Source organism: Lentzea sp., from assembly GCF_035525475.1.
Taxonomy (GTDB): domain Bacteria; phylum Actinomycetota; class Actinomycetes; order Mycobacteriales; family Pseudonocardiaceae; genus Lentzea.
In genome coordinates, this window is record NZ_DATLEC010000188.1 from 1 (window position 1) to 21,537 (window position 21,537).

The window sequence follows — 21,537 nt, forward strand, 5'->3', positions numbered from 1 at the left end:
GGCTCTCGCGCAACGCCTGGGACAGCAGGTCTCCCACGGTTTCGCCCTCGTGGAACGGCATTTCCTGTCGCACGAGGCTCAACGAACCGTGCCGCGCGACAGTTCCCTGGTCCGGCGCGAGGTCCTCGGCCAGCAGGCGGAGGAGGGTGGTCTTGCCGCGGCCGTTCTCGCCGACGACGCCGAGTCGCTGGCCCGCGGAGACCGTCAGTGAGATGCCGTCGACGACAGGGCCGGCCTCATAGCCCTTGGTGAGGTCATGGGTCGTCAGATGAACATGCGAACGCACGGGGATCCTCTTCTGGGTACGCGAAATCAGGACGTGTTGCGCTGTGGCACACGTCCGTGATCAGAGGTAGAAGACCCCGTACCCGAATCCCATGAGTCCCAAGGTACTTACGGTCGCAACGCCTTTTCGACGGCGTTCCTCAGGTCCTCGACGCTCTCCGGGGTGCCCGGCGCCGGTCCGGTCGTGCTGCCACCGCCGGCGAGCCGGTAGAAGAGCAGGCCCTCCAGGAACGCCGTGAGGTGCGCGCCCGCCCGTTCGGGGTCCTCGTGGCCCAGCGCCTTCGCGAGCGCGGTCGCCTGCTCGCGCGGGGAGTGGACCAGGATCGACCTGAGCTCCGGGTGGTGCGTCGCCTCCAGCATCGCCGCGTACCGGGCGAGCGTGCGGTTGCGCTCGACGAGCCAGCTGTCGAGCGTCCTCGCGATGCTGCCCACGACGTCGTTCACGTCGAGGGCGGTGTCGATCCGCTCCTGGGACGCGAGCCGTTCGACGAACCCCTCGACCAACGCCTTGCGCGTGCGGAAGTACGCGCTCGTGGAGCCTTCCGGCAAGCCGGCCCTGCGGTCGACCGCGCGGTGGGTGAGCCCGCGCATGCCTTGCTCCGCCACCAGTTCGATCGCGGCGTCGGTGATCAGGTCCTTGCGCATGTGTCTGCTGTCTCCTCCGCAGCGGGATTCTACAGGTGTAGATTCCTCTACACCTGTAGAGGAGGCTGGCATGAAGGCGATCGTGGTGGGTGGCGGCATCGGCGGGCTGGCCGCGGCGGTGTCGTTGCGGCGCGTGGGCTGGGAGGTCGTCGTCTACGAGCGTGCTGCCGCGTTCGGCGAGATCGGCGCCGGTGTCGGCGTGATGCCGAACGCGATGCGCGCGCTGGAGTGGATGGGCGTCGACGCGGAGGTCAGACGGCTCGGCACCCCGCGGGTGTCCGGCGGCGTGCGGTCGGTTGACGGGCGCTGGATGGTGCACCTGCCCGACGTCGGCCAGGAGAAGGTCGTCGCGATGCACCGGGCCGACCTGCACGGCGTTCTGCTGCGCGCGTTGCCGCCGGAAATCCTCTTCAACGACGTCGAGGTGACGAGCGTTGAGGACCTGGACGCGGACCTCGTGGTGGCGGCGGACGGCATCGGCAGCCGCCTCCGCGCGGAGCTGCTGCCCGACGCGCCGGGACCGGTGTACGCGGGGGCCACGGCGTGGCGAGGGGTGGCGCCGGGGCCGTACGACCTGCCGATCTCGCAGACGCTCGGTCCCGGCGGCGAGGCGGGCATCCTGCCGTTGGGGGATGGCAGGGTCTGCTGGTACCTCGCCGTGGTGGCTCCCGCCGGCGCGGACCTGGACCCGGCGGCGCTGTTCTCGGGGTGGCACGACCCGTTGCCGTCGCTGCTGGCCTCGACCCCTGACGTGATCCGGCACGACATCTACGCGTTGCCGCCGCTGCCGACGTTCGTGTCGGGACGGGTGGCGTTGCTGGGCGACGCGGCGCACGCGATGACGCCGTACCTCGGGCAGGGGGCGTGCATGGCGTTGGAGGACGCGGTGACGCTGGCCGCGTGCGACGGCGACCTCGCGCGGTACGACGCGGTGAGGCGCCCCCGCACGCGGGCCGTGTGGCGCGGTTCGCGTCTCGCCGGGAAGTTCGGGATCGAGATGCGGTCGCCGATCGCGGTGGCATTGCGCGACTTCGCCTTGCGCGCGGTCCCCTCGTTTTTGGCCGTGCGGGGGATGTCACGATTCTCTACGTGGGAAATGCCTGTCGAGTTCACTCGAACGAGTCGAACCCACCGGTGAGCTAGATCACCGATCAAGGTTTGATCTCGGGAAGATAACAGTAAGAAATCACTCTTTGTCCCACCCTTTGTCACCCGGTTGCGGTATCAAGGACTTCTGAGCGTGTCAGACGTGGCTCCATGATCCAGATGGCGTAGCGCTGGAGGCGGTTTCCGCTCCACCAAACCGCGACTACGGTGGCCCGCCATGACCCCCGTCCCGACTGACGCTATGCCCCGTTCTCTCGCGGCGCTCCCCCCGGCGCAGATCGAGAAGCTCGGCGACGTCGACATCGCCGAGGCAGAGGACTTCATCCGGCAGCACCACGCGGAGAACCCCGGGCTCGGGCCCGTCGAGGCCCGGCTCGCCGAGATCCACGCGGAGATCGCCGCGACCGGCACCTACCGCCACACGACGGACGAGCTCACCTTCGGCGCCCGTGTGGCCTGGCGCAACAGCTCCCGGTGCATCGGCCGCCTTTACTGGCGGAGCTTGAAAGTGCGCGACCTGCGCGAGATCTCCGCTCCCGCCGACGTGGCGAAGGAGTGCGTCGAACACCTCCGCGTGGCCACCAACCAGGGCAAGATCCGCCCGGTCATCACGGTCTTCGCCCCGGCAGAGCCCGGCGCGCACGCCCCGGTGATCCACAACGAGCAGATCATCCGCTACGCCGCCTACCGCGGCGCCGACGGCGGAGTGCTCGGCGACGGGCGCAACCTGGCGCTGACCGAGCTCGCGCTGGAGCGGGGCTGGGAGCCGCCGGTCATCCGCGGCCCGTTCGACGTGCTGCCGATCATGGTGTCCTGCAAGGGGCACGAGTCCGCGCTCGTGCGGATTCCGCGCGACGCGGTGCTCGAGGTGCCGCTGTCGCACCCGGAGCTGCCGTGGCTGGGCGCGCTCGGCGTGAAGTGGCACGCTGTTCCCGCGATCAGCAACATGCGGCTGCGCATCGGCGGGATCGACTACCCGTCGGCGCCGTTCAACGGCTGGTACATGGGCACCGAGATCGGCGCCCGCAACCTCGCCGACCACGACCGGTACGACCTGCTGCCCTACATCGCCAGACGGATGGGCCTGGACATGTCGTCGGAGGCGACGTTGTGGCGCGACAGGGCTCTGGTGGAGCTCAACCGCGCCGTCCTGCACTCGTTCGGCGAGGCCGGCGTCACGATCACCGACCACCACACCGAGTCGAAGAGGTTCCTGACCCACCTGGAGAAGGAGGAGGCCGCCGGACGTTCCTGCCCCGCGGAGTGGTCCTGGATCGTGCCGCCCGTGTCGGGCGGGCTGACGCCGGTCTACCACCGCTACTACGACACGGGTGAGCTGCTGCCGAACTTCTTCCCCGCCACCCAGCCCTCAGGATGCCCTGTGTCGCATTGACCTGGCTGCACACTGACCGGGTGCAGCTCACCCGCAGCCTGACCCTGACCGACGCCGTGTTCGTCGGACTCGGCTCGATGATCGGTGCCGGTGTGTTCGCGGTCTTCGCCCCGGCCGCGGCGGCGGCCGGGTCCGCACTGCTCGTCAGCCTCGTGATCGCGGGCGTGATCGCCTGCTGCAACGCGTTGTCGAGCGCCTGGCTCGCCGCCCGGTACCCGCAGTCAGGCGGCACGTACGTCTACGGCCGCGAACGCCTCGGCCGCGTCTGGGGCGACCTCGCCGGATGGGCGTTCGTGCTGGGCAAGACGGCGTCGTGCGCGGCGATGGCGCTGACCGTCGGCACCTACGCCGGGTTGCCCGCACCCGTCGCGGTGGCGGCGATCGTGGCGTTGACCGTGCTGAACCTGACCGGTGTCCAGAAGTCCGCGCTGGTCACCCGGATCGTCGTGGTCGTCGTGCTGCTCGTGCTGGGCGCCACCGTGGTCACCGCACGCGATGCCGTGCAGCCGGCGGAGTTCCTGCCCACAGGAATCCTTCCCGCCGCCGCGCTGCTCTTCTTCGCGTTCGCCGGCTACGCGCGCATTGCGACTCTCGGAGAGGAGGTCCGCGAACCTCGACGAACGATTCCTCGTGCCGTGGTCATCTCCTTGGCGATCACGCTGGTCGTGTACGCGGTTGTCGCCCTGGTCGCTCTGAACGCCTTGGGTGCCGATCTCGCTTCTTCCACCCTCGCCGACGTGTCGCCGGCTCTGGCCCCTGTCATCCGGGTCGCTGCCTGCCTGGCGGCGCTCGGCTCGTTGCTGTCGCTGCAGCTCGGTGTCTCGAGGACCGCGCTGGCGATGGCGCGCGACCGCCGGTTGCCGCGGCAGCTGGCCGATCTGCGCATCGCGGAGATCTGCACAGGGCTGGCCGCCATCGCGTTGGTGCTCGCGGTCGACGTCACGCGCGCGATCGTGTTCAGCTCGTTCTGCGTGCTGCTCTACTACGCGATCGCCAACGCCAGCGCGTGGACGCTCGGTAAGCGCGTCGTGCCCGCGATTGGGCTGGTGGGGTGCCTGACGCTCGCCGGTGCGGTTCTCTGGCAACTGTGATGTGGCCCAGGTCACCTTTGATCGCGTAACGTGCGTACGGTGAAAGTGGGAACACCCGCAGAGTCGCGGCCCGCCGAGCGCCGAGTCGCCTGCGTACCGGAAACGGTGTCGTCGCTGGTCGACGCTGGTCTGACCGTGCACGTCCAGGAGGGTGCGGGCCGTCACGCCCACGCCCTCGACGCCGCGTACCGCGCGGCCGGAGCCACCGTGACGCCCGAGGACCCGGCGCCCGAGTCCGACGTCGTGGTGTCCGTCCAACCCCTGAACCTCGACCAGGCCTCCGCGTTGAAGCCGGGCGCCGTCACGATCAGCTTCCTGCAACCTGGCGCCGAACGGGAGCTGCTGGAGGTCTACCGCGAGCGCCGCGTCACGTCGTTCAGCTTCGACCTGCTGCCCCGCGTGACGCGTGCCCAGACCGCGGACGCCCTGTCGTCGCAGGCACTCGTGGCCGGCTACCGGGCCGTCCTCGTCGCAGCCGAACGGCTGCCGCGCTTCCTGCCGATGTTCACCACCGCCGCGGGCACCGTGCCGCCGGCCAAGGTGCTCGTGCTGGGAGCCGGTGTGGCCGGGCTGCAGGCCATCGCGACCGCGCGCAGGCTCGGCGCCGTCGTCGAGGCGTACGACGTGCGCAAGGCGGCGGGCGAGGAGGTCCGCAGCCTGGGCGCGAAGTTCCTCGAACTGGACCTGGAGACGCAGTCCGGCGTCTACGCGTCCGCGCAGTCCGAGGAGTTCCTGGAACGCCAGCGAGAACTGATCGGCGACCACGTGGCGGCGTCCGACGTCGTCATCACCACGGCCGCGATCCCCGGCCGCAAGGCCCCTGAGCTCGTGACGACCGACATGCTCAAGGCGATGGCACCGGGTTCCGTGCTGGTCGACCTCGCGGCGGAGTCGGGCGGCAACTACGCCGGATCCGTTGCCGGCAAGGAGATCTGGGTCGGCGACGTGCTCGTGCACGGCGCGTTGAACCTGCCGTCGTCGATGCCAGTGCACGCGAGCCGCCTGTACTCGCGCAACGTGGTCAACCTGCTCAAGCTGATGATCGTGGACGGCGCGGTGCAGCCGGACCTCGGCGACGAGGTGCTCGACGGCTGCTGCCTCACGCACGACGGCCGGATCCGCAAGGAGTTGCCGTGATCGACCTGCTGACGATCTTCGTACTGGCCGTGTTCGTGGGCTTCGAGGTGGTCTCGAAGGTGTCCACGATCCTGCACACGCCGCTGATGTCCGGCGCGAACGCCATCCACGGCGTGATCCTGGTGGGCGCGATCCTCATCACGGGGTCCGCCGAGAGCACGCTGGAGCTGGTTCTCGGTCTGCTCGCGGTGTTCCTGGCGACGGTGAACGTCGTGGGCGGGTTCGTGGTGACCGACAGGATGCTGGAGATGTTCAAGCGATGATCGTCCAGCTGATGTACCTCGTCGCCGCGGTCTGCTTCATCCTGGCGCTGAAAGGCCTGAGCTCGCCCAAGTACGCGCGCTACGGCAACTTCATCGGCGCGTTCGGCATGCTGGTCGCCGTCGTCACCGCCTACGTCCACGGGGTCGTCCACAACGGACTGTGGATCCTCATCGCCGTCGCACTCGGTGTCGTCGTGGGCATCCCGGCGGCGCGGTCGGTGAAGATGACCGCGATCCCGCAGATGGTGGCGCTGTTCAACGGTGTCGGTGGCGCCGCGGCGGCACTGGTGGCGCTGGCCGAGTTCTTCGCTGTGCCGGACACGACGGTGATGTTCCGGCTCGCGACCGTGCTGACGGTGCTGATCGGGTCGGTCAGCTTCTCCGGGTCGGTGGTCACGTTCCTCAAGCTGCAGGAGCTGATGACGACGCGGCCGGTGCTCCTGCCGGCCGGGCAGCAGCTCGCGATCGCCGCCGGTGTGTCGTCGGTCGCCCTGTGCGCGTTGACGATGGCGGTGCCGAACGGGTTCCTGCTGTGGGTGCTGGCGGCCGTCGGCCTCGCGCTCGGTGTGCTGTTCGTGCTGCCGGTCGGCGGTGCGGACGTGCCGATCGCGATCTCGTTGCTCAACGCGTTCACCGGCCTGGCGGTCGCGGCGTCCGGGTACGTGCTGGCGAACACGCTGCTGATCGTCGCGGGCACGCTCGTCGGCGCGTCCGGCACCATCCTGACCCGGTTGATGGCGCAGGCGATGGGGCGCTCGCTCGTGAACATCCTGTTCGGCGCGTTCAAGCCCACCACCGCCGCGGCGCAGCAGGAAGAGGGCAGGACGGTCAAGTCCGGCACGGTCGAGGACGTCGCGATCCTGCTGGGGTACGCGAACAACGTCGTGGTGGTGCCCGGCTACGGGCTGGCCGTCGCGCAGGCGCAGCACGCCGTGCGCGAGCTCGTGGCGCAGCTCGAACGGCGTGGAGTCGCGGTGTCGTACGGGATCCACCCCGTCGCGGGCCGGATGCCGGGGCACATGAACGTGTTGCTGGCGGAGGCGGACGTGCCGTACGAGCAGCTCAAGGAGCTCGACGACGTCAACCCCGGCATCACGTCGGTCGACGTGGCGGTGGTGGTCGGGGCGAACGACGTGGTGAACCCCGGTGCGCGCGACGAGCCGTCGAGCCCGATCTACGGCATGCCGATCTTCGACGTGGACCGCGCGAAGTCCGTGGTGTTCATGAAGCGCTCGATGCGGCCGGGGTTCGCGGGTGTGGACAACGAGCTGCTGTACAACCCGAAGACGACCCTGTTGTTCGGGGACGCCAAGGACTCGCTCACGAAGTTGCTGGCGGCGGTGAAGCAGCTGTAGCCAGCAGCTCGGTCACCTCGGCCGCGGTGAGGGCGGGCAGCAACCCGATCACGCCGTCCGCGCCGGCCGCGTGCCAGTCGTCGGCTTCGGAGAGGGTGTGCACCTCGTCGGCGGCGAACCGCACGCCGAAGCCGTGCACGGTCGCGACGAGGCCGCGCATCGCCTGGTGCAGCGGGGAGTCGCGGCTTGGTGCTGGTGCTCTGGTGATCACCGTGCGGACCGGTACCTCGGTCAGCACGGCCAGTTCGTCGTGGCCGCCGCGGAAGCCGTCCAGCGCCGTCACGATGCCGCTGTCGTGCAGCACCAGCGCGTTGTCGTCACCGGCGAGCACCGAGGAGATGTCGAGGGCGATCCGCAGCCGTTCGGGCGGCAGGCCCGTCTCGTCGAGCGCCCGCTTGACGTCGGCGATCAGGTCCTCGTCCCTGGACTGCAGGGCGCCCAGCGCCAGGTGCAGCGCGGGCGCCCCGTCGCCGAACTCCTCCACCCATCTCGCGGCCTGGGCGCACGCCTCGCGCAGCAGCCAGCGGCCGATCGGCAGCGACAGGCCCGTCGAGTCGGCCAGGGCCATCGTGTCGTTGTGGCTCAGGTCGTCCCAGTGCAGGCGGGCGACGGCGCCGAGCACCTCGCGCGTCTCCAGGTCGTGCGCCGGCGCGTAGACGATCTTGATCTCGCCGTGCTCCCACGCGCCCGGCATCGACGCGGCCAGCGCGTACCTGCCGCGGCGGCGGGCGTCGTCGTGCGGGTCGTGCAACGCCCACTGCCGCTTGCCGCGCGCTTTCGCCTGGCGCAGGGCGGCGTTGGCGCACCGCATCAGCTCGGCCGCCGTCGCGAACGCCGGCGGCCGGTCCACCACGCCGATGCTGGCGGACAGCGCGATGCCGTGGTCGTCCACGAAGGTCGCCTCGGCGAGCGCCTCCTGGATCTCCTCGACCGTCGAGGTGACGGTGTCGTCGGTCGTCATGAGCGCGAACTCGTCGCCGCCGATGCGCGCCAGCACCGCCTGCTTCTCGGCGGCGAGCTTGCCGAGGCGGTTCGCGACGATCTTGAGCAGCTTGTCGCCGGTGTCGTGGCCGAGGCCGTTGTTGACGACCGAGAACGCGTCCAGGCCGAGGTGGTACAGGGTGATCGCGGCGCCGTCGGGCCGTCGTTCCACCTGCGAGGTGAAGTGCTGGCGGTTCGACAGCCCGGTGAGCGAGTCGTGCAGAAGCTGGTGGTCGAGGCTGCGTTGCAACAGGTGCAGCTCGCTGATGTCCTCGACCATCGTCACGTGGTGCGTCGGTTCACCGTCCGCGTCGCGCAGCACCGAGACCACGAGGTGCACCCAGACCGGTTCGCCGTCGGCGCGGATCAGCTCGCGCTGGTCGCGGAACCTGTCGAGCCGCCCCTCGCTCACCTGCCGGTACGAAGCGCCCAGTGTGGCCAGGTCGTCGGGGTGGTAGAAGTCGCGGAGGTCGCGTTCGGCGAGGGCGGCGCCCGACTCCAGCCCGACGATCTCGGCGAGCGCGTCGTTCGCCTCCACGCACCTGCCGGTGAGGTCGGTGATCGCGATGCCCAGCGCCGCGGAGTCGAACACCTCCCGGAACCGCGCCTGGCTGACCTTGAGCGTGCGTTCGACCCGCTGTTTGGCCCGCACGATCGCGACCTTGATCTGCTCCTGCTGGTCGAACGCGTCCAGCCGCATGGCCTGCGCGTACGCGGAACTCAGCCTGGCGAGCAGAGGCAGCTCGAACGCGGGCGAGAGAACCTCGATCGTGGCACGCAACGAGTCGGGACCGGTTGCGTGGAGTGACACTAATCGATGGGCAACCGATTCAGGTGACCGCGGCAACTCCACCAGCGAGTCGAGCAGGGCCTGTTCGATTTCGGCGTGGGACAGCGGGATGTACGCGGTCGACGTCAGCGCGTGCATCCAGCGGGCGGCGAGTTCCGGGAGTTCCATCCTGTGACAGAGCGTACGGATCTTCGGCTGCCTGAGCCAACGGTGCGCGGTGCTACACCTTGCGGCCCACGGCGCCGTAGATGCCCGCCTTGTCGGGGTCGTCGGTCTTCGTGTCCTCCGGCCGCCACAGCGGCAGCGGCACGACGCCGGGCTCGACCAGTTCGAAGCCGGCGAAGAGCGCCTCGATCTCCTCCCTGGTGCGCGGGAACATCGGGTTCTGGCTCTTCTTCATCACCTCGACGACCCCGGCCATCTCCTCGGGCTGCAGGTCCTGGGTGAACTGCGAGAACGCCAGACAGCTGCCCGCGGGCACGGCATCGCGGTACGCGGCGACGACGGAGGCGGGGTCCGCCTCCGGTGGCACGAAGTGGAAGACGCCGACCGTCAGCACGCCGACGGGCCGCGTGAAGTCGAGCAGACCGGTGTCCCGCACGGCCCTGAGCACGGCCTCGGGCTCGGTCATGTCCTGCTGGACGATCTCCGCGCACGGGTCGCCCTCCAGGATGAGCTGGCTGTGCGCGACCGCGACCTCCTCGAAGTCCACGTAGACGACGCGGGACTCCGGATCGGCCTTCCGCGCGATCTCGTGCACGTTGCCGACCGTCGGGATGCCGGAACCGAGATCGAGGAACTGGCGGATGCCGCACTCCATCATGAACAGCACGGCCCGGCGCAGGAAGGCCCTGTTCAGCCGCGCGATCGTCCGCCCGTTGGGCTGGGCCCGCAGGAACCTCTCCGCCAGCGCCCTGTCCGCCGCGAAGTTGTGCCCGCCGTCGAGCAGGTAGTCGTAGAGTCGCGCGGCGCTCGGCTTCCCGGTGTCGACACCGACCGGAACCCAGCTCACCCGTTCAGCCATGATCCCACGTTAGTGAGGTGACGCACGCCTGTGGCATCACTGAAAAGAGTGAACCACGGCGGTGGCCACGGCGACGCCCAGCGCGGTGCCGAGCCCGCGTGCGACGTTGACCAGCCCGCTCCCGACCCCCGCCGACGCCTCGGGCAACGCGCTCATCACCCGTTTCGTGCAGGCCGGCGCGATGATCCCGAGTCCGATGCCGGCCACCGCCAGCTGGATCACCTGCGGCACGGGCAGGACCACCGCGGCCGCCACGATCACCGCCCCCGCCCAGATGCCCGGCTTGTGCAACGTCGTCGCCGCGATCGCGAACCCGAGCGGCAACACGGCGATCGTCAGTCCTATGCGCGCCAACGGTTGATGCATGGTGAACGGCAGCAACGTCATCGGCGCGAACAGCGCGGCATAGGCGAGCAGGACGCCCGCCAGCCCCGGCACCACCCTCCACGAGGGCTTGCCCTTGTCCCGCACCGTTTTCGTGCGAGGGAGCAGGTAGTGCCCCGCGACCATCGCCACGACGCCGATGGGCACGTTGATCGCGAAGACCGCCTGCCACCCGTACTGCTCGGTCAGGTACCCGCCGAGCAACGGCCCGGCCGCCAGCCCCGTCGCCTGCGCGGCCGCCTGGACGCCGAGCGCCTTCCTCCGCTGCTCGGGCGCCACCGCCGTGGTGACCAGCGCGACGCTGTTGGCCTGCAACATCGCCGCGCCGACGGCCTGCGCGACACGGGCGGCGATGAGCGCGTCGAAGCCCGGCGCGTACACGCACGCGATCGACGCACCGGTGAACACCGCGAAGCCGTAGATGTAGACGATCTTGCGCCCGACCCTGTCCGCGATCCTGCCCAGTGGGACGAGCAGCACCACGAGGGTGATCAGGTAGCTGAGCGAGATCCACTCGGGATCGGCGTGGAAGTGCGCGCTCATCGCCGGGAACGCCAGCGTGACGATCGAGGCGTCGAGCTGCCCCATGAACGCCCCGAAGCACACCGTCGCGATGACCAGCCAAGGCGCGTACGACCGGCGGGCGACCCACGCCGGCCGGGGCGACTCCGTGACGAACCAGTTCATCGTGAACAGATTATATCTGACACAGAGACATTGTCGTGCGTTCAGTAAGATTTCCGCATGTCAGACGAAGCCCGCACGCTCACCGACGTCGTCACTCGCCTGCGCCGGGCGCTGCGGACGAGCATCCGTGCGGACTGGCCGTGGGAATCCCTGCCGATGGCGCAGGTAGAGCTGCTGCAGACCCTCGCGGAGCGCCCGCCGATGAAGGTCGGCGACCTCGCGGCCGTGCTGCGGCTGGCCCCCAACACCGTGTCCGGACTGGTGTCCCAGCTGATCGACTCAGGCCTCGTCGTGCGGGGCGGAGACCCCAAGGACAGACGGGTAGCCCGGCTATCCGTCTCACCGCGTGGACACGAACAACTGCTCGTGTGGCAGCGCGAACACGAGAAGCGGATCGGTGCCGCACTGGGCAAACTGGAGGCGTCCGAACGCGAGGACGTCGTGCGCGCGCTGAAGGCCCTGGACCACCTGGTGGAGCACCTTGCAGAACCCTCGGCCTGACCGGCCGCTGGCCTTCGTGTCGCTGGTGTCGCTCGGCGGCGGGCTCGGCGGGGTGGCGCGGTACGGCCTGTCGGTGCTCGTGCCGGGCGCCTGGGGGCTGTTCCTGATCAACGTGCTGGGATCGTTCCTGATCGGCCTGCTGATGGGGCTGGTGCCCCGGCCGCTGGTGCGGGCGTTCTTCGGCGTCGGCCTGCTGGGCGGGTTCACGACGTTCTCGTCGTACGCGGCGTCGTGGTCGTGGGCCCTGGCCGCCACGCCCGTTTGTGCTGTGGGGGCGGCGTTCCTCGGGTTGCGGGTGACCCGGTGACCGCGCTCGTGGTGTTCGTCGGCGCCGCGCTGGGGGCGCCCTGCCGGTACCTGCTGGACCGGTTCGTGCAGTCGCGTCACTCGTCGGATTTCCCTTGGGGGACCGTGACGGTGAACGTCGTCGGGTGCTTCCTCATCGGGTTCGTCGTCGGCACGTCCTGGATGCCGCTGCTCGGGGTCGGGTTCTGCGGTGGGCTCACGACCTATTCGACGTTCGGCTACGAGACCGTGAAGCTGCTGGAGGCGGAGAAGTACCGCTCGGCGCTGCTGAACGTGCTGCTCAGCGTGGCGCTGGGGGTGGGAGCGGCGGCCGTCGGCCTCGGTCTGGCCCGCTGATCCGCCTCGCGACCCGGATGACGCCGACTCGATGCCGCCATCCGGGTCTCCCGCTCCCTACGAAACGTCCTTCAGCCGGGACAGCACATCCGGCAGCGCGCCGGTGTGCACGACGCCAAGCCGTTGCGTGGCACGGGTCAGCGCGACGTAGAGGTCCGACGCGCCCCGCGGCGACTCCGCCAGGATGCCGGCCGGGTCGACCACGACCACGGAGTCGAACTCCAGGCCCTTGGCGTCGGTCACGCCGAGCACCACGACCTGAGCCTCCTCCAGGTCGTTGCCCTGCGACGACCCCGGCACCGCGGACACGACGGACGACCCCACCGACGGCAGCAGGGCCTCCGGCACGATCACCGCCACCTTGCCGTCGCCGACCGCCGCGACCTCGCCGGAGATCAGCTCCGGCACCTCCGAGTCCAGCGACGACACCGCGGAGACCCAGGGCGCCACACCGGTTTCGCGCACGGACGTCGGCGGGACCAGGGCCGGGTCCACCGACGCGAGCACGTCCGCGGCCACCTCCATGATCTCGGCCGGCGTGCGGTAGTTGACCGACAGTTCCGTGAGGCGCCAGCGGTTCTGCACGTACGGCGACAGGACGGAGCCCCACGACGTGGCGCCGCCGATGTCGCCGGTCTGCGCGATGTCGCCCACCACCGTCATGGACTTGCTGGGGCAGCGGCGCATCAGCGTGCGCCACGCCATCGCCGACAGCTCCTGCGCCTCGTCCACGATGATGTGGCCGAAGGTCCAGGTGCGGTCGGCGGCGGCGCGTTCCGCGGCGGTCTCGTAGCGGTCCACGCCGTGGCGTTCGGCCAGGCGGTAGGCGTCCATCAGGTCCGTGGCCATCAGGATGTCGGGGTCCGCGTCGTCCTCCAGGTCGAGGATGTCGAGGACTCCCTGCGCGTACTCGATGGCCTGGCGGCGCTGGCGTTCGGCGCGGGCCTTGGCTTCCGAGTCGTCCTCGCCGAGCAGTTCGGCGGCCTCGTCCAGCAGCGGGACGTCCGCTGGGGTCCAGTCGTCCGTCGACCGCTGCAGCAGGTCGCGTTCCTCGCGCGTGAACTTCGACATCGCGCGGTTGCGGCGCTTCGGGTTCGCGTAGAGCTCCGAGAGCAGCGTGAACGGCGTCAGCACCGGCCACAGCGACGAGATCGCGGCCTGGACCTCCTCGGACTCGCGCAGCTCGCGGCGGATGTCGTCCATGTCCGCCTTGTCGAGCAGGTGACCGCCCAGCCGGGAGGCGACCATGCCCGCCAGCGTCGAGATGATCTCGCGCGCAAAGGTGCGGCGGGCCTCGTTGTGCGGGCGGCGGGTCCGGCGCGCCCTGCCCCGCGCGTCGGAGATCGCGCGGCGGTCCAGGCGCAGCACGTCGTTGTCGAAGCGGACCTCGACGGACGGCGGCGCCTCCTGGCGGTCGCGCACGGCCGCGGCGACCACGTCGGCCATCTCGATGCGGCCCTTGATCGCGGCGACCTCCGCGGACTCGCGGCCCACGGCGGTCAGTCCCGGGTACAGCTCGCCGACCGTGGACAGCAGGACGCCGGTCTCACCCAACGACGGGAGGACCTGGCTGATGTAGCGCAGGAACGTCGTGTTCGGGCCGACGACGAGGACACCGCGCTTGGCCAGCTGCCGGCGGTGGGTGTAGAGCAGGTACGCGGCGCGGTGCAGGGCCACCGCGGTCTTGCCGGTGCCGGGACCGCCCTGCACGACGACGACGCCGTTGAGCTCGGACCGGATGATGAGGTCCTGCTCGGCCTGGATCGTCGCGACGATGTCGCTCATCTGGCCGGTGCGCGACTCGTTCAGCGCGGCCAGCAGCGTCGCCTCGCCGGTCAGGCCCTCGTTGCGCGACGGCTCGGCCGAGTTGATGTCGAGCACCTCGTCGTCGAGGCCGATGACCTTCCTGGACCGGGTCCGCAGGTGCCTGCGCCGCCGCACGCCGTCGGGGGAGGCGGCCGTCGCGAGGTAGAACGGCCTGGCGGCGGGCGCCCGCCAGTCCATCAGCAGCGGCTCGTATTCCTTGTCCTCGTCGAAGAGACCGATTCGGCCGATGTAGAAGCGGTCACCGTTGTGGAAATCGAGCCTGCCGAACGCGAGTCCGTTCTCGACAGCGCTGTACTGGGCCAGTTGATCGGTGTACATCGCGACGGACGTGTCCCGCTCGGACCGCATCTGGTGCGTGCCGCCGGTTTGTCGCAATGACTGTGCGAGTCGTTTCGACGTCTGTTCGCGGAGGTCGTCGAGCCGGCCGTACAACATGGCCACGTATTCCTGCTCCGGCTCCATTTCGGCAAGCCGGAGGTCATCGGAGGGGCTTGACAACGTGCCTCATTTCTCGATACGATGCGACGTCGGTGTATATCCCGACACGCTCGTTCCTGCCCGCGCCCGGTCGCGGTGAGCGCAGACTGTCTAATCTACACGCAGATCCGCGTGATGCAGATACGCCTTGCGCAGCAGTGTGGTCAACGTATCGCGCTCGTGCGGTGTCAACGGCGCCAGCAGCTCGTCGTCCTGCGCCCGAGCCGCGTCCAGACTCTCGCTCAGGGCCCTCCTGCCGTCGTCCGTGATCGAGACGGTGAACCGCCGCCGGTCCCGCTCGTCCCTCCTGCGCCGGGCGAACCCGAGCTCCTCCAGGTCGTCCAGGATCGACACGAGGTCGCTGGGATCCATCCGCACGCTGTCGCTGATCCTCTTCTGCGCCACCGCCTCGCGCTCGGCGAGGTGCGCGAGCACGGTCATGTGGGGCCCGCGCACACCGGTCTGCCCGATCCGGCGCGCCTCCCGCACCAGCTGGAGCATCAGGTAGCTCGGAAGACGCAGAAGCTGATCGATGCTCATGAACTCCAGCATAGGAAAGATCCGTGCCCCGATCGTGGATAGCGCTGCGTGAACAACGCCCCTGGACGAGGGCCGACAGGGTGAGCGTTGGGGTGACGTTTCTCCGCAAAGCACCAGATCACGGCAAGGTGGGGGTATGACGCGTGCGGAGATCGTCCGGCTCGCCCGCTGCGTGGTGCGCCGGCCCAGGTGGCAGCTCGTCTTCGCGGTCCTGCTGTCCGCGTGGACACTCGCCTGGGTGCTCGGCCAGCTGGCCGACGATCCGCTGAGCCCGCTCGGCGTGCTGGCCTGGACCGGCATTCCGCTCGATTCGGCTTCCCTATGGGCGCGGGAACGCGCCGACGTCCTCGCCTGGCTCTCCACGCTCGGCGGCCTGTGCTGGGCCGCCACCACCGAACAGGGCCAGCTCCCCGCTCTCGCCGGGTGGCTCGCGGTGCTGGTCGCGGGAGAAGCCGCTGGTTACGAGCACGCGGTGCAGCGGGCGATGTTCAGCATGGTCGCGTTCCTGGTGCTTCTGGCGGCCGTGTCGCTGACCGGGCGCCGCGCGTTCGTCGTCGACCGGGTCGCCGTCATGCCGAAGGACGTCGTGCGGGCCGGGATCACCGCCGCCGTGCTGACCGCCGTGGTCCCCCTGATCGCCCCCGGTCTGGCCGTGACGCGTCTCGTCCGCCCCTACGTGACGAAGCCGCCGCGGTCGCTGCGCCGGGTTGAGACCGCGCTGCTGAGGGAAACCGGATGACGTGAGCGACTACCTGCCACCCCCTGCACCACCGCGCAGCGCGTTGACGTTGCGGTTGTGGCTCGCCGGGTTCGGGCTGGTCTTCAACTCGGTCGCCGGCTGGCTGGCGCTGCGAGCTGATCTCGTTTGGCTCGGCGTGCTGCTTCTTCTACTCGCCGTCGTGTGCCTCGTGGACTTCGTCTGGGTGGTCCACCGCAAACGTCGTGGGGATCCCGGCTGAAACCCGTCGGCATCCTGTGCTGTGCTTGTGCCCTTTTATGGATAAAGATGTCGGCGTGCATGAAAATCCGGCAAAGGGCAGGTTGGCCAGGGTGATGCGCCGGCAGCCCGTGCAACAGCGCGGCGCGGCCACCGTCACCGCGATCCTGGACGCTTGCGCGAGCCTGCTGAACGAATACGACTACGACGACATCACCACGGCCCGGATCGTCGAAGTGGCCGGAGTGCCCATTGGTTCTTTCTATCAGTACTTCCCCGACAAACGATCTGTCGTGCACGCACTGGCACTTCGCGGTATGGAGACGTGCCTGCGCGAGATAGAGGCGATGTTCGCCAACGGTCAGATCGCGGACACGTGGCGCGAGGCCATGAAGCAGGTCGTCGGGGTGTACACGCGGATGCTGGTCGAGGTCCCCGGCTTCGGGCGGGTGCGGTTCAGCGACATGCTCGACAGCCACCGCCTCGACTCGAGCGTCGACCAGTACGAGCTCATGGCCGAACGCCTCGCCGAGCTGTTCGTCGCCCGGTTCGGCGCGCACGGCGACGCCCCGGTGATGCTGACGTTCCGGATCGCCGTGCAGACCGTGGACGCGCTGTTCAAGCTCGCCGAACGCGTCGACGAGGACGACCGCGCGTACGTGGTCGGCACGGCGAAGGAGCTGCTCACCGGCATGCTGGGCTCGGTGCTGGAGGAACCTCAGAGCCCGTAGGCCTCGAGCATCCGCAGCCACACCTCGCTGATCGTCGGGTACGCGGGCACCGCGTGCCACAACCGGTCCACGGGGACCTCACCGACGATCGCGATCGTCGCCGAGTGCACCAGCTCGGCGACGTCCTGACCGACGAACGTGACGCCGACCAGCGTCCGCGTGCGCTCGTCCACGACCATCCGCGTCTTGCCCTTGTACCCGTCCGCGTGCAGCGACGACCCGGCGACCGCGATGTCGAGGTCGACGACCCTGATGTCCCGCCCGGCCTCGCGCGCCTCCTGGGCGGTGTGCCCGACGAACGCCACCTCGGGGTCGGTGAACACGACCTGCGGCACCGCCACGTGGTCCGCACTGGCCTGACCGGCGGACCACGGCCCGGGCTCACCCCCGCGCGCCCGCTCCAGGATCGCCGACCCGACAGCACGAGCCTGGTACTTGCCCTGGTGCGTCAGCAAAGCCCGCCCGGTGACGTCACCGGCCGCGTACAGCCACCGTCCGTCCACACCGGACACAAGGCCGGTGTCGTCGATGGCCATCGGCTTGCCGTTCGCGGTGGCCGGCACGCGCCCGGTGGCGATCAGGATCTTCGACCCCGAAACGACCCGCCCGTCCTGCAACGTCAGCTCACCGGGCTTGATCGACGAGGCGCGCCCGTTGAGCAGCACCTCGACCCCGTCTTCCTCAAGCCCTTCGACGACCAGCGGCCCGACGAACTCCTCCATCTTCGGCAACGGCCGGTCCCCGGACACCACCAGCTTCACCCTGGCCCCGAGCCGAGCCCACGCCTGAGCCATCTCGACCCCGACGACACCACCACCGAGCACGACGAGCGAGTCCGGCACCTCACGAGCCGACGTGGCGTCCCGGGAAGTCCACACAGGAGTGTCGGCAAGACCTTCGAGCGGCGGCATCTTGGGCACGCTGCCGGTGCACACCACCACGGCCTGACGAGCCCGGTGGACCTCACCCCCCACGGTCACCTCGCGCTCGCCGGTGACCTCACCCTCGCCGCGGATGACGTGGATGTTCTCCGACTCGGCCCACTTGACCTGCCCGGAGTCGTCCCAGTCGGAGGTGAAGCTCGTGCGCCGGGCCAACACTTCCTTAGGGTCCAACGACCCGGCGTTCACACCCTGCACACGCCGGGCGGCCGCGAGCGCGTGACCGGGCCGCAGCAACGCCTTGGAAGGCATGCAGGCCCAGTACGAGCACTCGCCGCCGACCAGCTCCTTCTCGATCATGGCGGTGGACAGGCCACCCGCGGCCGTGCGCCAGGCCACGTTCTCACCTACGGGGCCACCACCGATGACGATGACGTCGAAGTCCATGGCGCCACACTAGGCCCGAGCCGGCGATCAGTGCGCGCGGAAGGCGACCACCCACCCGCCCACGCGGGCCAACGGCGAAGCCAAGGCACACCCGAAGCCGCGATGCGGAGAGAGCCGGACAGTCCTGTGAACCGCTGGGAAGCGGTGTGCCCCAATCGCTGTCGACGCGAAGCGGCGATGACCACTACCGCGTCGACACTGCCTGAGCAACCACGCTGGAACGCGACCCGCCTGGCAAGGGTGACCCTCACAACCCGCCTAAGACAGCCACATCAAACAAAACGGATGGCCCACCGGATCAGCGAACACCCGGAACGTGTCATCGGTGTCCTCCTGAACCAACCGGGCCCCCCACTCCAGGACCTGACCCTGGGCCACCTCGACGTCCTCGACCAGCACATCCAGGTGGAACTGCTGAGACCCGTGCGGATCAGGAAAAACCGGAGCCCGATAATCATCAGACCGCTGAAAAGCGATCCGGGTCCCGGAAGCGACGATCACCACCCAGGTCTCGTCACCCCCGGCCAGCCTCTCGGCCCCGAGCAGCTTCTCGTAGAACGAGGCCAGCGCGGAGGGGTCCGGGCAGTCGAGCACGACAGAGCGAAGTTGTCCGACCATGCCCCTACCCTCTAACGGGTGGCGGGCAGCCGCAACGCGGACTTGGCGATCGGGTCGAGCGCGGCGTCCCCGGACCCGCCGGACCACACCACGAACGTCAGTTGCACGTGGCTGCCCTTCGTCCCGCTCGCGAACGCCGCGTTCTCCAGCGGCTTGCCGTCCGGTCCGTGCACACCGCCGGACCCCGGCAGCGACACGACGGACAGCAGTGCCTTCGCGGACGGCGAGTCGAGCAGGTCGAGGTCCGCCACCAGCACGGTCGCCTGCTTGTCCTGCACCGTCGTCACGTAGGTGGCGCGCAGCAGCTCACGGCACTCGTTCGCGATCAGCCACGCCTTGACGTCACCGAACGCCTGCGCTTGGCAGTTCTTGTCCTTCTTCGCTTCCTTGGGCACGAACGCCGTGCCGTCGACGACCACCGTCGTCGGCTGCGGGGCCGTCGGTTCCGTGGTCGAGCCGGCCGCGTTGTCGTCGTTGCCGGACAGCAGCACCAGCAGCCACACGATCAAGATCAGCGCGACAACACCCACGGCCGCGAGGAAGGTCCACGGCGTCTTCTGCGGTGGCTCCGGGGGCGTTCCCTGTGGCGAACTCTGCGGGGAACCCTGTGACGAACTCTGTGACGAACTCTGGGGCAAGCGTTTGCGGGACAACGGCAACCGGGCGTGGACCTTGGGGATCAGCATCGTGCTGGCGGAGGCGAGGTCCGGGGACACCGCGTCGCTGAAGCCCTCGGCGAGGAACGAGCGCGCGTCCGGCGGGGTGCCGGTGGTCTGCAGGATCGCGAGGAGCTTCGCGGCGTGGTCGGCGGTGCACGGCACGGTCGCCGTCGCGAGCTCGCGGGCCGCGGTGAGCAAAGTGGACGGTTTGGGGTGCAGCACGCGCACGCCGCGGTTGAGGTCGACGGTGGGCTGCACGACCTGGCTCACGAACGGGCCGACCGCCACGACGGTGCTGACCGGGAGCGGTTCGGCGCGCATGTTCTGGATCCGCTGGGCCACCGCGGTCGCCGCGGCCACCGCCTCGGCCGCAGGGTTCGGCGAGCCGTCCTGCGACACCAGGGGCCAGCCGTCCATCTTCCACTGGCCGCCGAGCGGCGCCTCCAGCTTGACGGCGGGGTCCGGCAGGTCCACACCGACGATCACCAGCACGCCCTTGGGCAGGACGACGATCGCGTCGAGGGGCACGGGGCAGTCCGGTGGCTGGACGCCGATCAGCGCGATGCCACCCAGAGCTTGGGTTCCCGCGCCGCAGGCCGTGAGGGCGGCACGGACGTCCGCCCCAATGGCCGAAGGCTCAGCGCCCAGACGGATCAGCCGCACGACTCCCTACCTTTCCGCACGGGGGGACACCGTAGCGGTCCGGGGTTCGACCACCGCAGCCAGTCGAGACTTTGCGTGACGCCCGTCACCTGATTGTGGATCACTCGTTAGTTGGATTGCCTGCCTATGTTCACGGAGGGTCCATGTACGCACGTGCTGCATCGATCGCCGTACTGCTGGTGGCCGTCGCATCCCCTGTCGCGACGGCCACGCCGACCTCCACCGTCTACGTCCACGGAGCCGACATCGCCGCGGCGGAACAGGCGGTCGAGGCAGCCGGTCTGCGGAAGATCACGAGCCTCCGCAAGATCGGCGTCGTCGCCGCGAGGGGCGACTCCGCGCGGATCTCCGCCGCGAGGACCAAGGCGGGCGTGACGCGCGTCGAGGTCCAGAAGCCCATCCGGTTCCTCGGCTCGACCTCGCACACCGCCACCCGAGGGCTCGACGCCCGGAACAGCCTCGGCCTGACCGGCGAGGGCGTGTCGGTCGCGGTCATCGACTCGGGCGTCGACCCGACGCACCCGTCGTTCGGCGGCCGGATCGTCCGCAACCTCAAGAGCCTCTGCCTCGACGGCTCCGCGCGGACGAGCTGCGTCGTGCCGGTGCCGAACTCCCTCGACACCGACACCACCTCGCTGGGCGGTCACGGCACGCACGTCACCGGCATCGCGATCGGTGGCGACGTGCGGACCACCGGCGGGCCCGTGATCCACGGCGCAGCGCCGGGTGCGAAGGGCGTCGTCATCTCCACCGGTGCGGCGATCCTCATCCTCGGCGCGGACGCCGCGCTGAACTGGGTGCTGGAGAACCACGACGCGCCCTGCGGCGCCGGCGTACCCGCTTCGGCGTGCCCGCCCATCAAGGTCATCAACAACTCCTATGGTCCGTCTGGCGGCGGTGCGTTCGACCCTGAGTCGGTCACTGTCAAGTTGCAGCGCCGGCTGGTGGCCGAAGGTGTCGTCGTGGTCTGGGCGAACGGCAACGACGGCGGTGACGGATCGGCGAACCTGTCCAACCCGCCCGGCATCGACCCGACCCCCGGCGTGATCTCCGTCGCGTCCTACGACGACCGGGGAACGGGCACCCGCGACGGCGCTGTGTCCGACTTCTCGTCGCGCGGTCTGGCGACGGACTCCGCGACGTGGCCGGACATCTCCGCCCCCGGCGAGAACATCACCTCGTCCTGCCGCCCGCACCTGCCGATCTGCGCCACCGGCCTGGACCCGCGGAACGGTCCCGGGTTGCTCGACCTGGGCACGTTCAACACGATCAGCGGCACGTCGATGGCGGCGCCGCACATCGCGGGATCGTCGCACAGCTGTTCCAGGCCGAGCCTTCCGCGACCCCCGCCGACATCGAGCGGGCGCTGAAGTCGACGGCCCACAGGTACGGCACCGGCTACCAGCCCGCCGGCCCCTACACCTCGTCCTACGACAAGGGAACCGGGCTCGTCGACGTGGTCGCCGCGGTAA

At 69.7% G+C, this 21,537-nt stretch carries 22 protein-coding genes and 1 pseudogene; 13 read left to right on the forward strand and 10 right to left on the reverse strand.

The genetic code is table 11. From position 1 onward, the window contains the following. Both VM306_RS29505 and VM306_RS29510 read right to left on the reverse strand, forming a co-directional pair. A partial coding sequence (locus VM306_RS29505) for an ATP-binding cassette domain-containing protein (RefSeq protein WP_325520986.1) occupies positions 1-286 on the reverse strand: 286 nt, incomplete at its 3' end. A gap of 107 nt (positions 287-393) precedes the next feature. Next, positions 394-930 (reverse strand): TetR/AcrR family transcriptional regulator, encoded by a 537-nt coding sequence (locus VM306_RS29510; RefSeq protein ID WP_325520988.1) that lies wholly within the window; start codon positions 928-930, stop codon positions 394-396. A 70-nt stretch (positions 931-1,000) separates the two neighbouring features. Between VM306_RS29510 and VM306_RS29515 the strand changes: the two genes are divergently transcribed. The 6 genes from VM306_RS29515 to VM306_RS29540 all read left to right on the forward strand — a co-directional run bounded on the left by VM306_RS29515 (position 1,001) and on the right by VM306_RS29540 (position 7,276). After that, on the forward strand, positions 1,001-2,068 hold the full coding sequence (locus VM306_RS29515) for an FAD-dependent monooxygenase (RefSeq protein WP_325520990.1): 1,068 nt from the start codon (positions 1,001-1,003) through the stop codon (positions 2,066-2,068). 210 nt (positions 2,069-2,278) lie between these two features. Beyond that, positions 2,279-3,430: a nitric oxide synthase oxygenase gene (locus VM306_RS29520; RefSeq protein ID WP_325520992.1), complete on the forward strand. Its 1,152-nt coding sequence runs from the start codon at positions 2,279-2,281 to the stop codon at positions 3,428-3,430. A 20-nt stretch (positions 3,431-3,450) separates the two neighbouring features. Then, complete coding sequence (locus tag VM306_RS29525) at positions 3,451-4,521, forward strand: APC family permease (protein WP_325520994.1); 1,071 nt, start codon at positions 3,451-3,453, stop codon at positions 4,519-4,521. Positions 4,522-4,566: 45 nt separating this feature from the next. Then, positions 4,567-5,658 carry an NAD(P) transhydrogenase subunit alpha gene (locus VM306_RS29530; protein WP_325520996.1) on the forward strand — a complete coding sequence of 364 codons (1,092 nt, stop codon included), beginning with the start codon at positions 4,567-4,569 and terminating at the stop codon, positions 5,656-5,658. Beyond that, positions 5,655-5,921, forward strand: coding sequence for an NAD(P) transhydrogenase subunit alpha (locus VM306_RS29535; protein WP_053737731.1), 267 nt, complete (start codon positions 5,655-5,657; stop codon positions 5,919-5,921). The genes VM306_RS29530 and VM306_RS29535 overlap by 4 nt, the downstream gene beginning before the upstream one ends. Continuing rightward, positions 5,918-7,276, forward strand: coding sequence for an NAD(P)(+) transhydrogenase (Re/Si-specific) subunit beta (locus VM306_RS29540; RefSeq protein ID WP_325521000.1), 1,359 nt, complete (start codon positions 5,918-5,920; stop codon positions 7,274-7,276). Before VM306_RS29535 ends, VM306_RS29540 begins: the two co-directional genes overlap by 4 nt. On the opposite strand, the gene VM306_RS29545 is transcribed toward VM306_RS29540, so the two are convergent. The 3 genes from VM306_RS29545 to VM306_RS29555 are packed head-to-tail and all read right to left on the reverse strand — an operon-like array spanning position 7,242 to position 11,142. Beyond that, a complete protein-coding gene (locus VM306_RS29545) occupies positions 7,242-9,215 on the reverse strand; it encodes a diguanylate cyclase domain-containing protein (protein WP_325521002.1) in 1,974 nt (657 codons plus the stop codon). The genes VM306_RS29540 and VM306_RS29545 overlap by 35 nt on opposite strands. Positions 9,216-9,267: 52 nt before the next feature. Continuing rightward, positions 9,268-10,071 (reverse strand): SAM-dependent methyltransferase, encoded by an 804-nt coding sequence (locus VM306_RS29550; RefSeq protein WP_325521004.1) that lies wholly within the window; start codon positions 10,069-10,071, stop codon positions 9,268-9,270. A gap of 36 nt (positions 10,072-10,107) precedes the next feature. Continuing rightward, complete coding sequence (locus VM306_RS29555; protein WP_325521006.1) at positions 10,108-11,142, reverse strand: MFS transporter; 1,035 nt, start codon at positions 11,140-11,142, stop codon at positions 10,108-10,110. Between the two features lie 57 nt (positions 11,143-11,199). On the opposite strand from VM306_RS29555, the gene VM306_RS29560 reads away from it, so the two are divergent. Genes VM306_RS29560 through crcB form a run of 3 tightly spaced genes read left to right on the forward strand, consistent with a single transcriptional unit; the run spans position 11,200 to position 12,285 of the window. After that, complete coding sequence (locus VM306_RS29560; protein WP_325521008.1) at positions 11,200-11,643, forward strand: MarR family winged helix-turn-helix transcriptional regulator; 444 nt, start codon at positions 11,200-11,202, stop codon at positions 11,641-11,643. Continuing rightward, on the forward strand, positions 11,624-11,950 hold the full coding sequence (locus VM306_RS29565; RefSeq protein ID WP_325521010.1) for a CrcB family protein: 327 nt from the start codon (positions 11,624-11,626) through the stop codon (positions 11,948-11,950). The genes VM306_RS29560 and VM306_RS29565 overlap by 20 nt, the downstream gene beginning before the upstream one ends. Then, a complete protein-coding gene (crcB, locus tag VM306_RS29570) occupies positions 11,947-12,285 on the forward strand; it encodes a fluoride efflux transporter CrcB (RefSeq protein WP_325521012.1) in 339 nt (112 codons plus the stop codon). Before VM306_RS29565 ends, crcB begins: the two co-directional genes overlap by 4 nt. A gap of 57 nt (positions 12,286-12,342) precedes the next feature. On the opposite strand, the gene VM306_RS29575 is transcribed toward crcB, so the two are convergent. Together VM306_RS29575 and VM306_RS29580 are read right to left on the reverse strand one after the other, a co-directional pair. After that, positions 12,343-14,610, reverse strand: a complete 2,268-nt coding sequence (locus VM306_RS29575) for a HelD family protein (protein WP_325521014.1) — start codon at positions 14,608-14,610, stop codon at positions 12,343-12,345. Between the two features lie 90 nt (positions 14,611-14,700). After that, positions 14,701-15,129 carry a MarR family winged helix-turn-helix transcriptional regulator gene (locus VM306_RS29580; protein WP_325521016.1) on the reverse strand — a complete coding sequence of 143 codons (429 nt, stop codon included), beginning with the start codon at positions 15,127-15,129 and terminating at the stop codon, positions 14,701-14,703. A gap of 136 nt (positions 15,130-15,265) precedes the next feature. Here VM306_RS29580 and VM306_RS29585 point away from each other — a divergent pair, with 136 nt between their 5' ends. From VM306_RS29585 to VM306_RS29595, 3 genes are read left to right on the forward strand one after another with little or no spacing between them, the layout of a single operon-like run. Continuing rightward, positions 15,266-15,868 (forward strand): hypothetical protein, encoded by a 603-nt coding sequence (locus VM306_RS29585; RefSeq protein WP_325521018.1) that lies wholly within the window; start codon positions 15,266-15,268, stop codon positions 15,866-15,868. Between the two features lies 1 nt (position 15,869). Further along, complete coding sequence (locus VM306_RS29590; RefSeq protein ID WP_325521020.1) at positions 15,870-16,088, forward strand: DUF6343 family protein; 219 nt, start codon at positions 15,870-15,872, stop codon at positions 16,086-16,088. Continuing rightward, positions 16,072-16,797 carry a TetR/AcrR family transcriptional regulator gene (locus VM306_RS29595; protein ID WP_325521022.1) on the forward strand — a complete coding sequence of 242 codons (726 nt, stop codon included), beginning with the start codon at positions 16,072-16,074 and terminating at the stop codon, positions 16,795-16,797. The genes VM306_RS29590 and VM306_RS29595 overlap by 17 nt, the downstream gene beginning before the upstream one ends. On the opposite strand, the gene VM306_RS29600 is transcribed toward VM306_RS29595, so the two are convergent. From VM306_RS29600 to VM306_RS29610, 3 genes are all read right to left on the reverse strand, one after another. Further along, positions 16,785-18,125, reverse strand: a complete 1,341-nt coding sequence (locus tag VM306_RS29600) for an NAD(P)/FAD-dependent oxidoreductase (protein ID WP_325521025.1) — start codon at positions 18,123-18,125, stop codon at positions 16,785-16,787. The two genes, VM306_RS29595 and VM306_RS29600, sit on opposite strands and share 13 nt — an antisense overlap. A 258-nt stretch (positions 18,126-18,383) precedes the next feature. Beyond that, positions 18,384-18,743, reverse strand: a complete 360-nt coding sequence (locus VM306_RS29605) for a VOC family protein (protein ID WP_325521027.1) — start codon at positions 18,741-18,743, stop codon at positions 18,384-18,386. An 11-nt stretch (positions 18,744-18,754) separates the two neighbouring features. After that, a complete protein-coding gene (locus VM306_RS29610; RefSeq protein ID WP_325521029.1) occupies positions 18,755-20,065 on the reverse strand; it encodes a hypothetical protein in 1,311 nt (436 codons plus the stop codon). 143 nt (positions 20,066-20,208) lie between these two features. Between VM306_RS29610 and VM306_RS29615 the strand changes: the two are divergent. Beyond that, positions 20,209-21,537, forward strand: a pseudogene (locus tag VM306_RS29615) (S8 family serine peptidase); the annotation flags it as partial.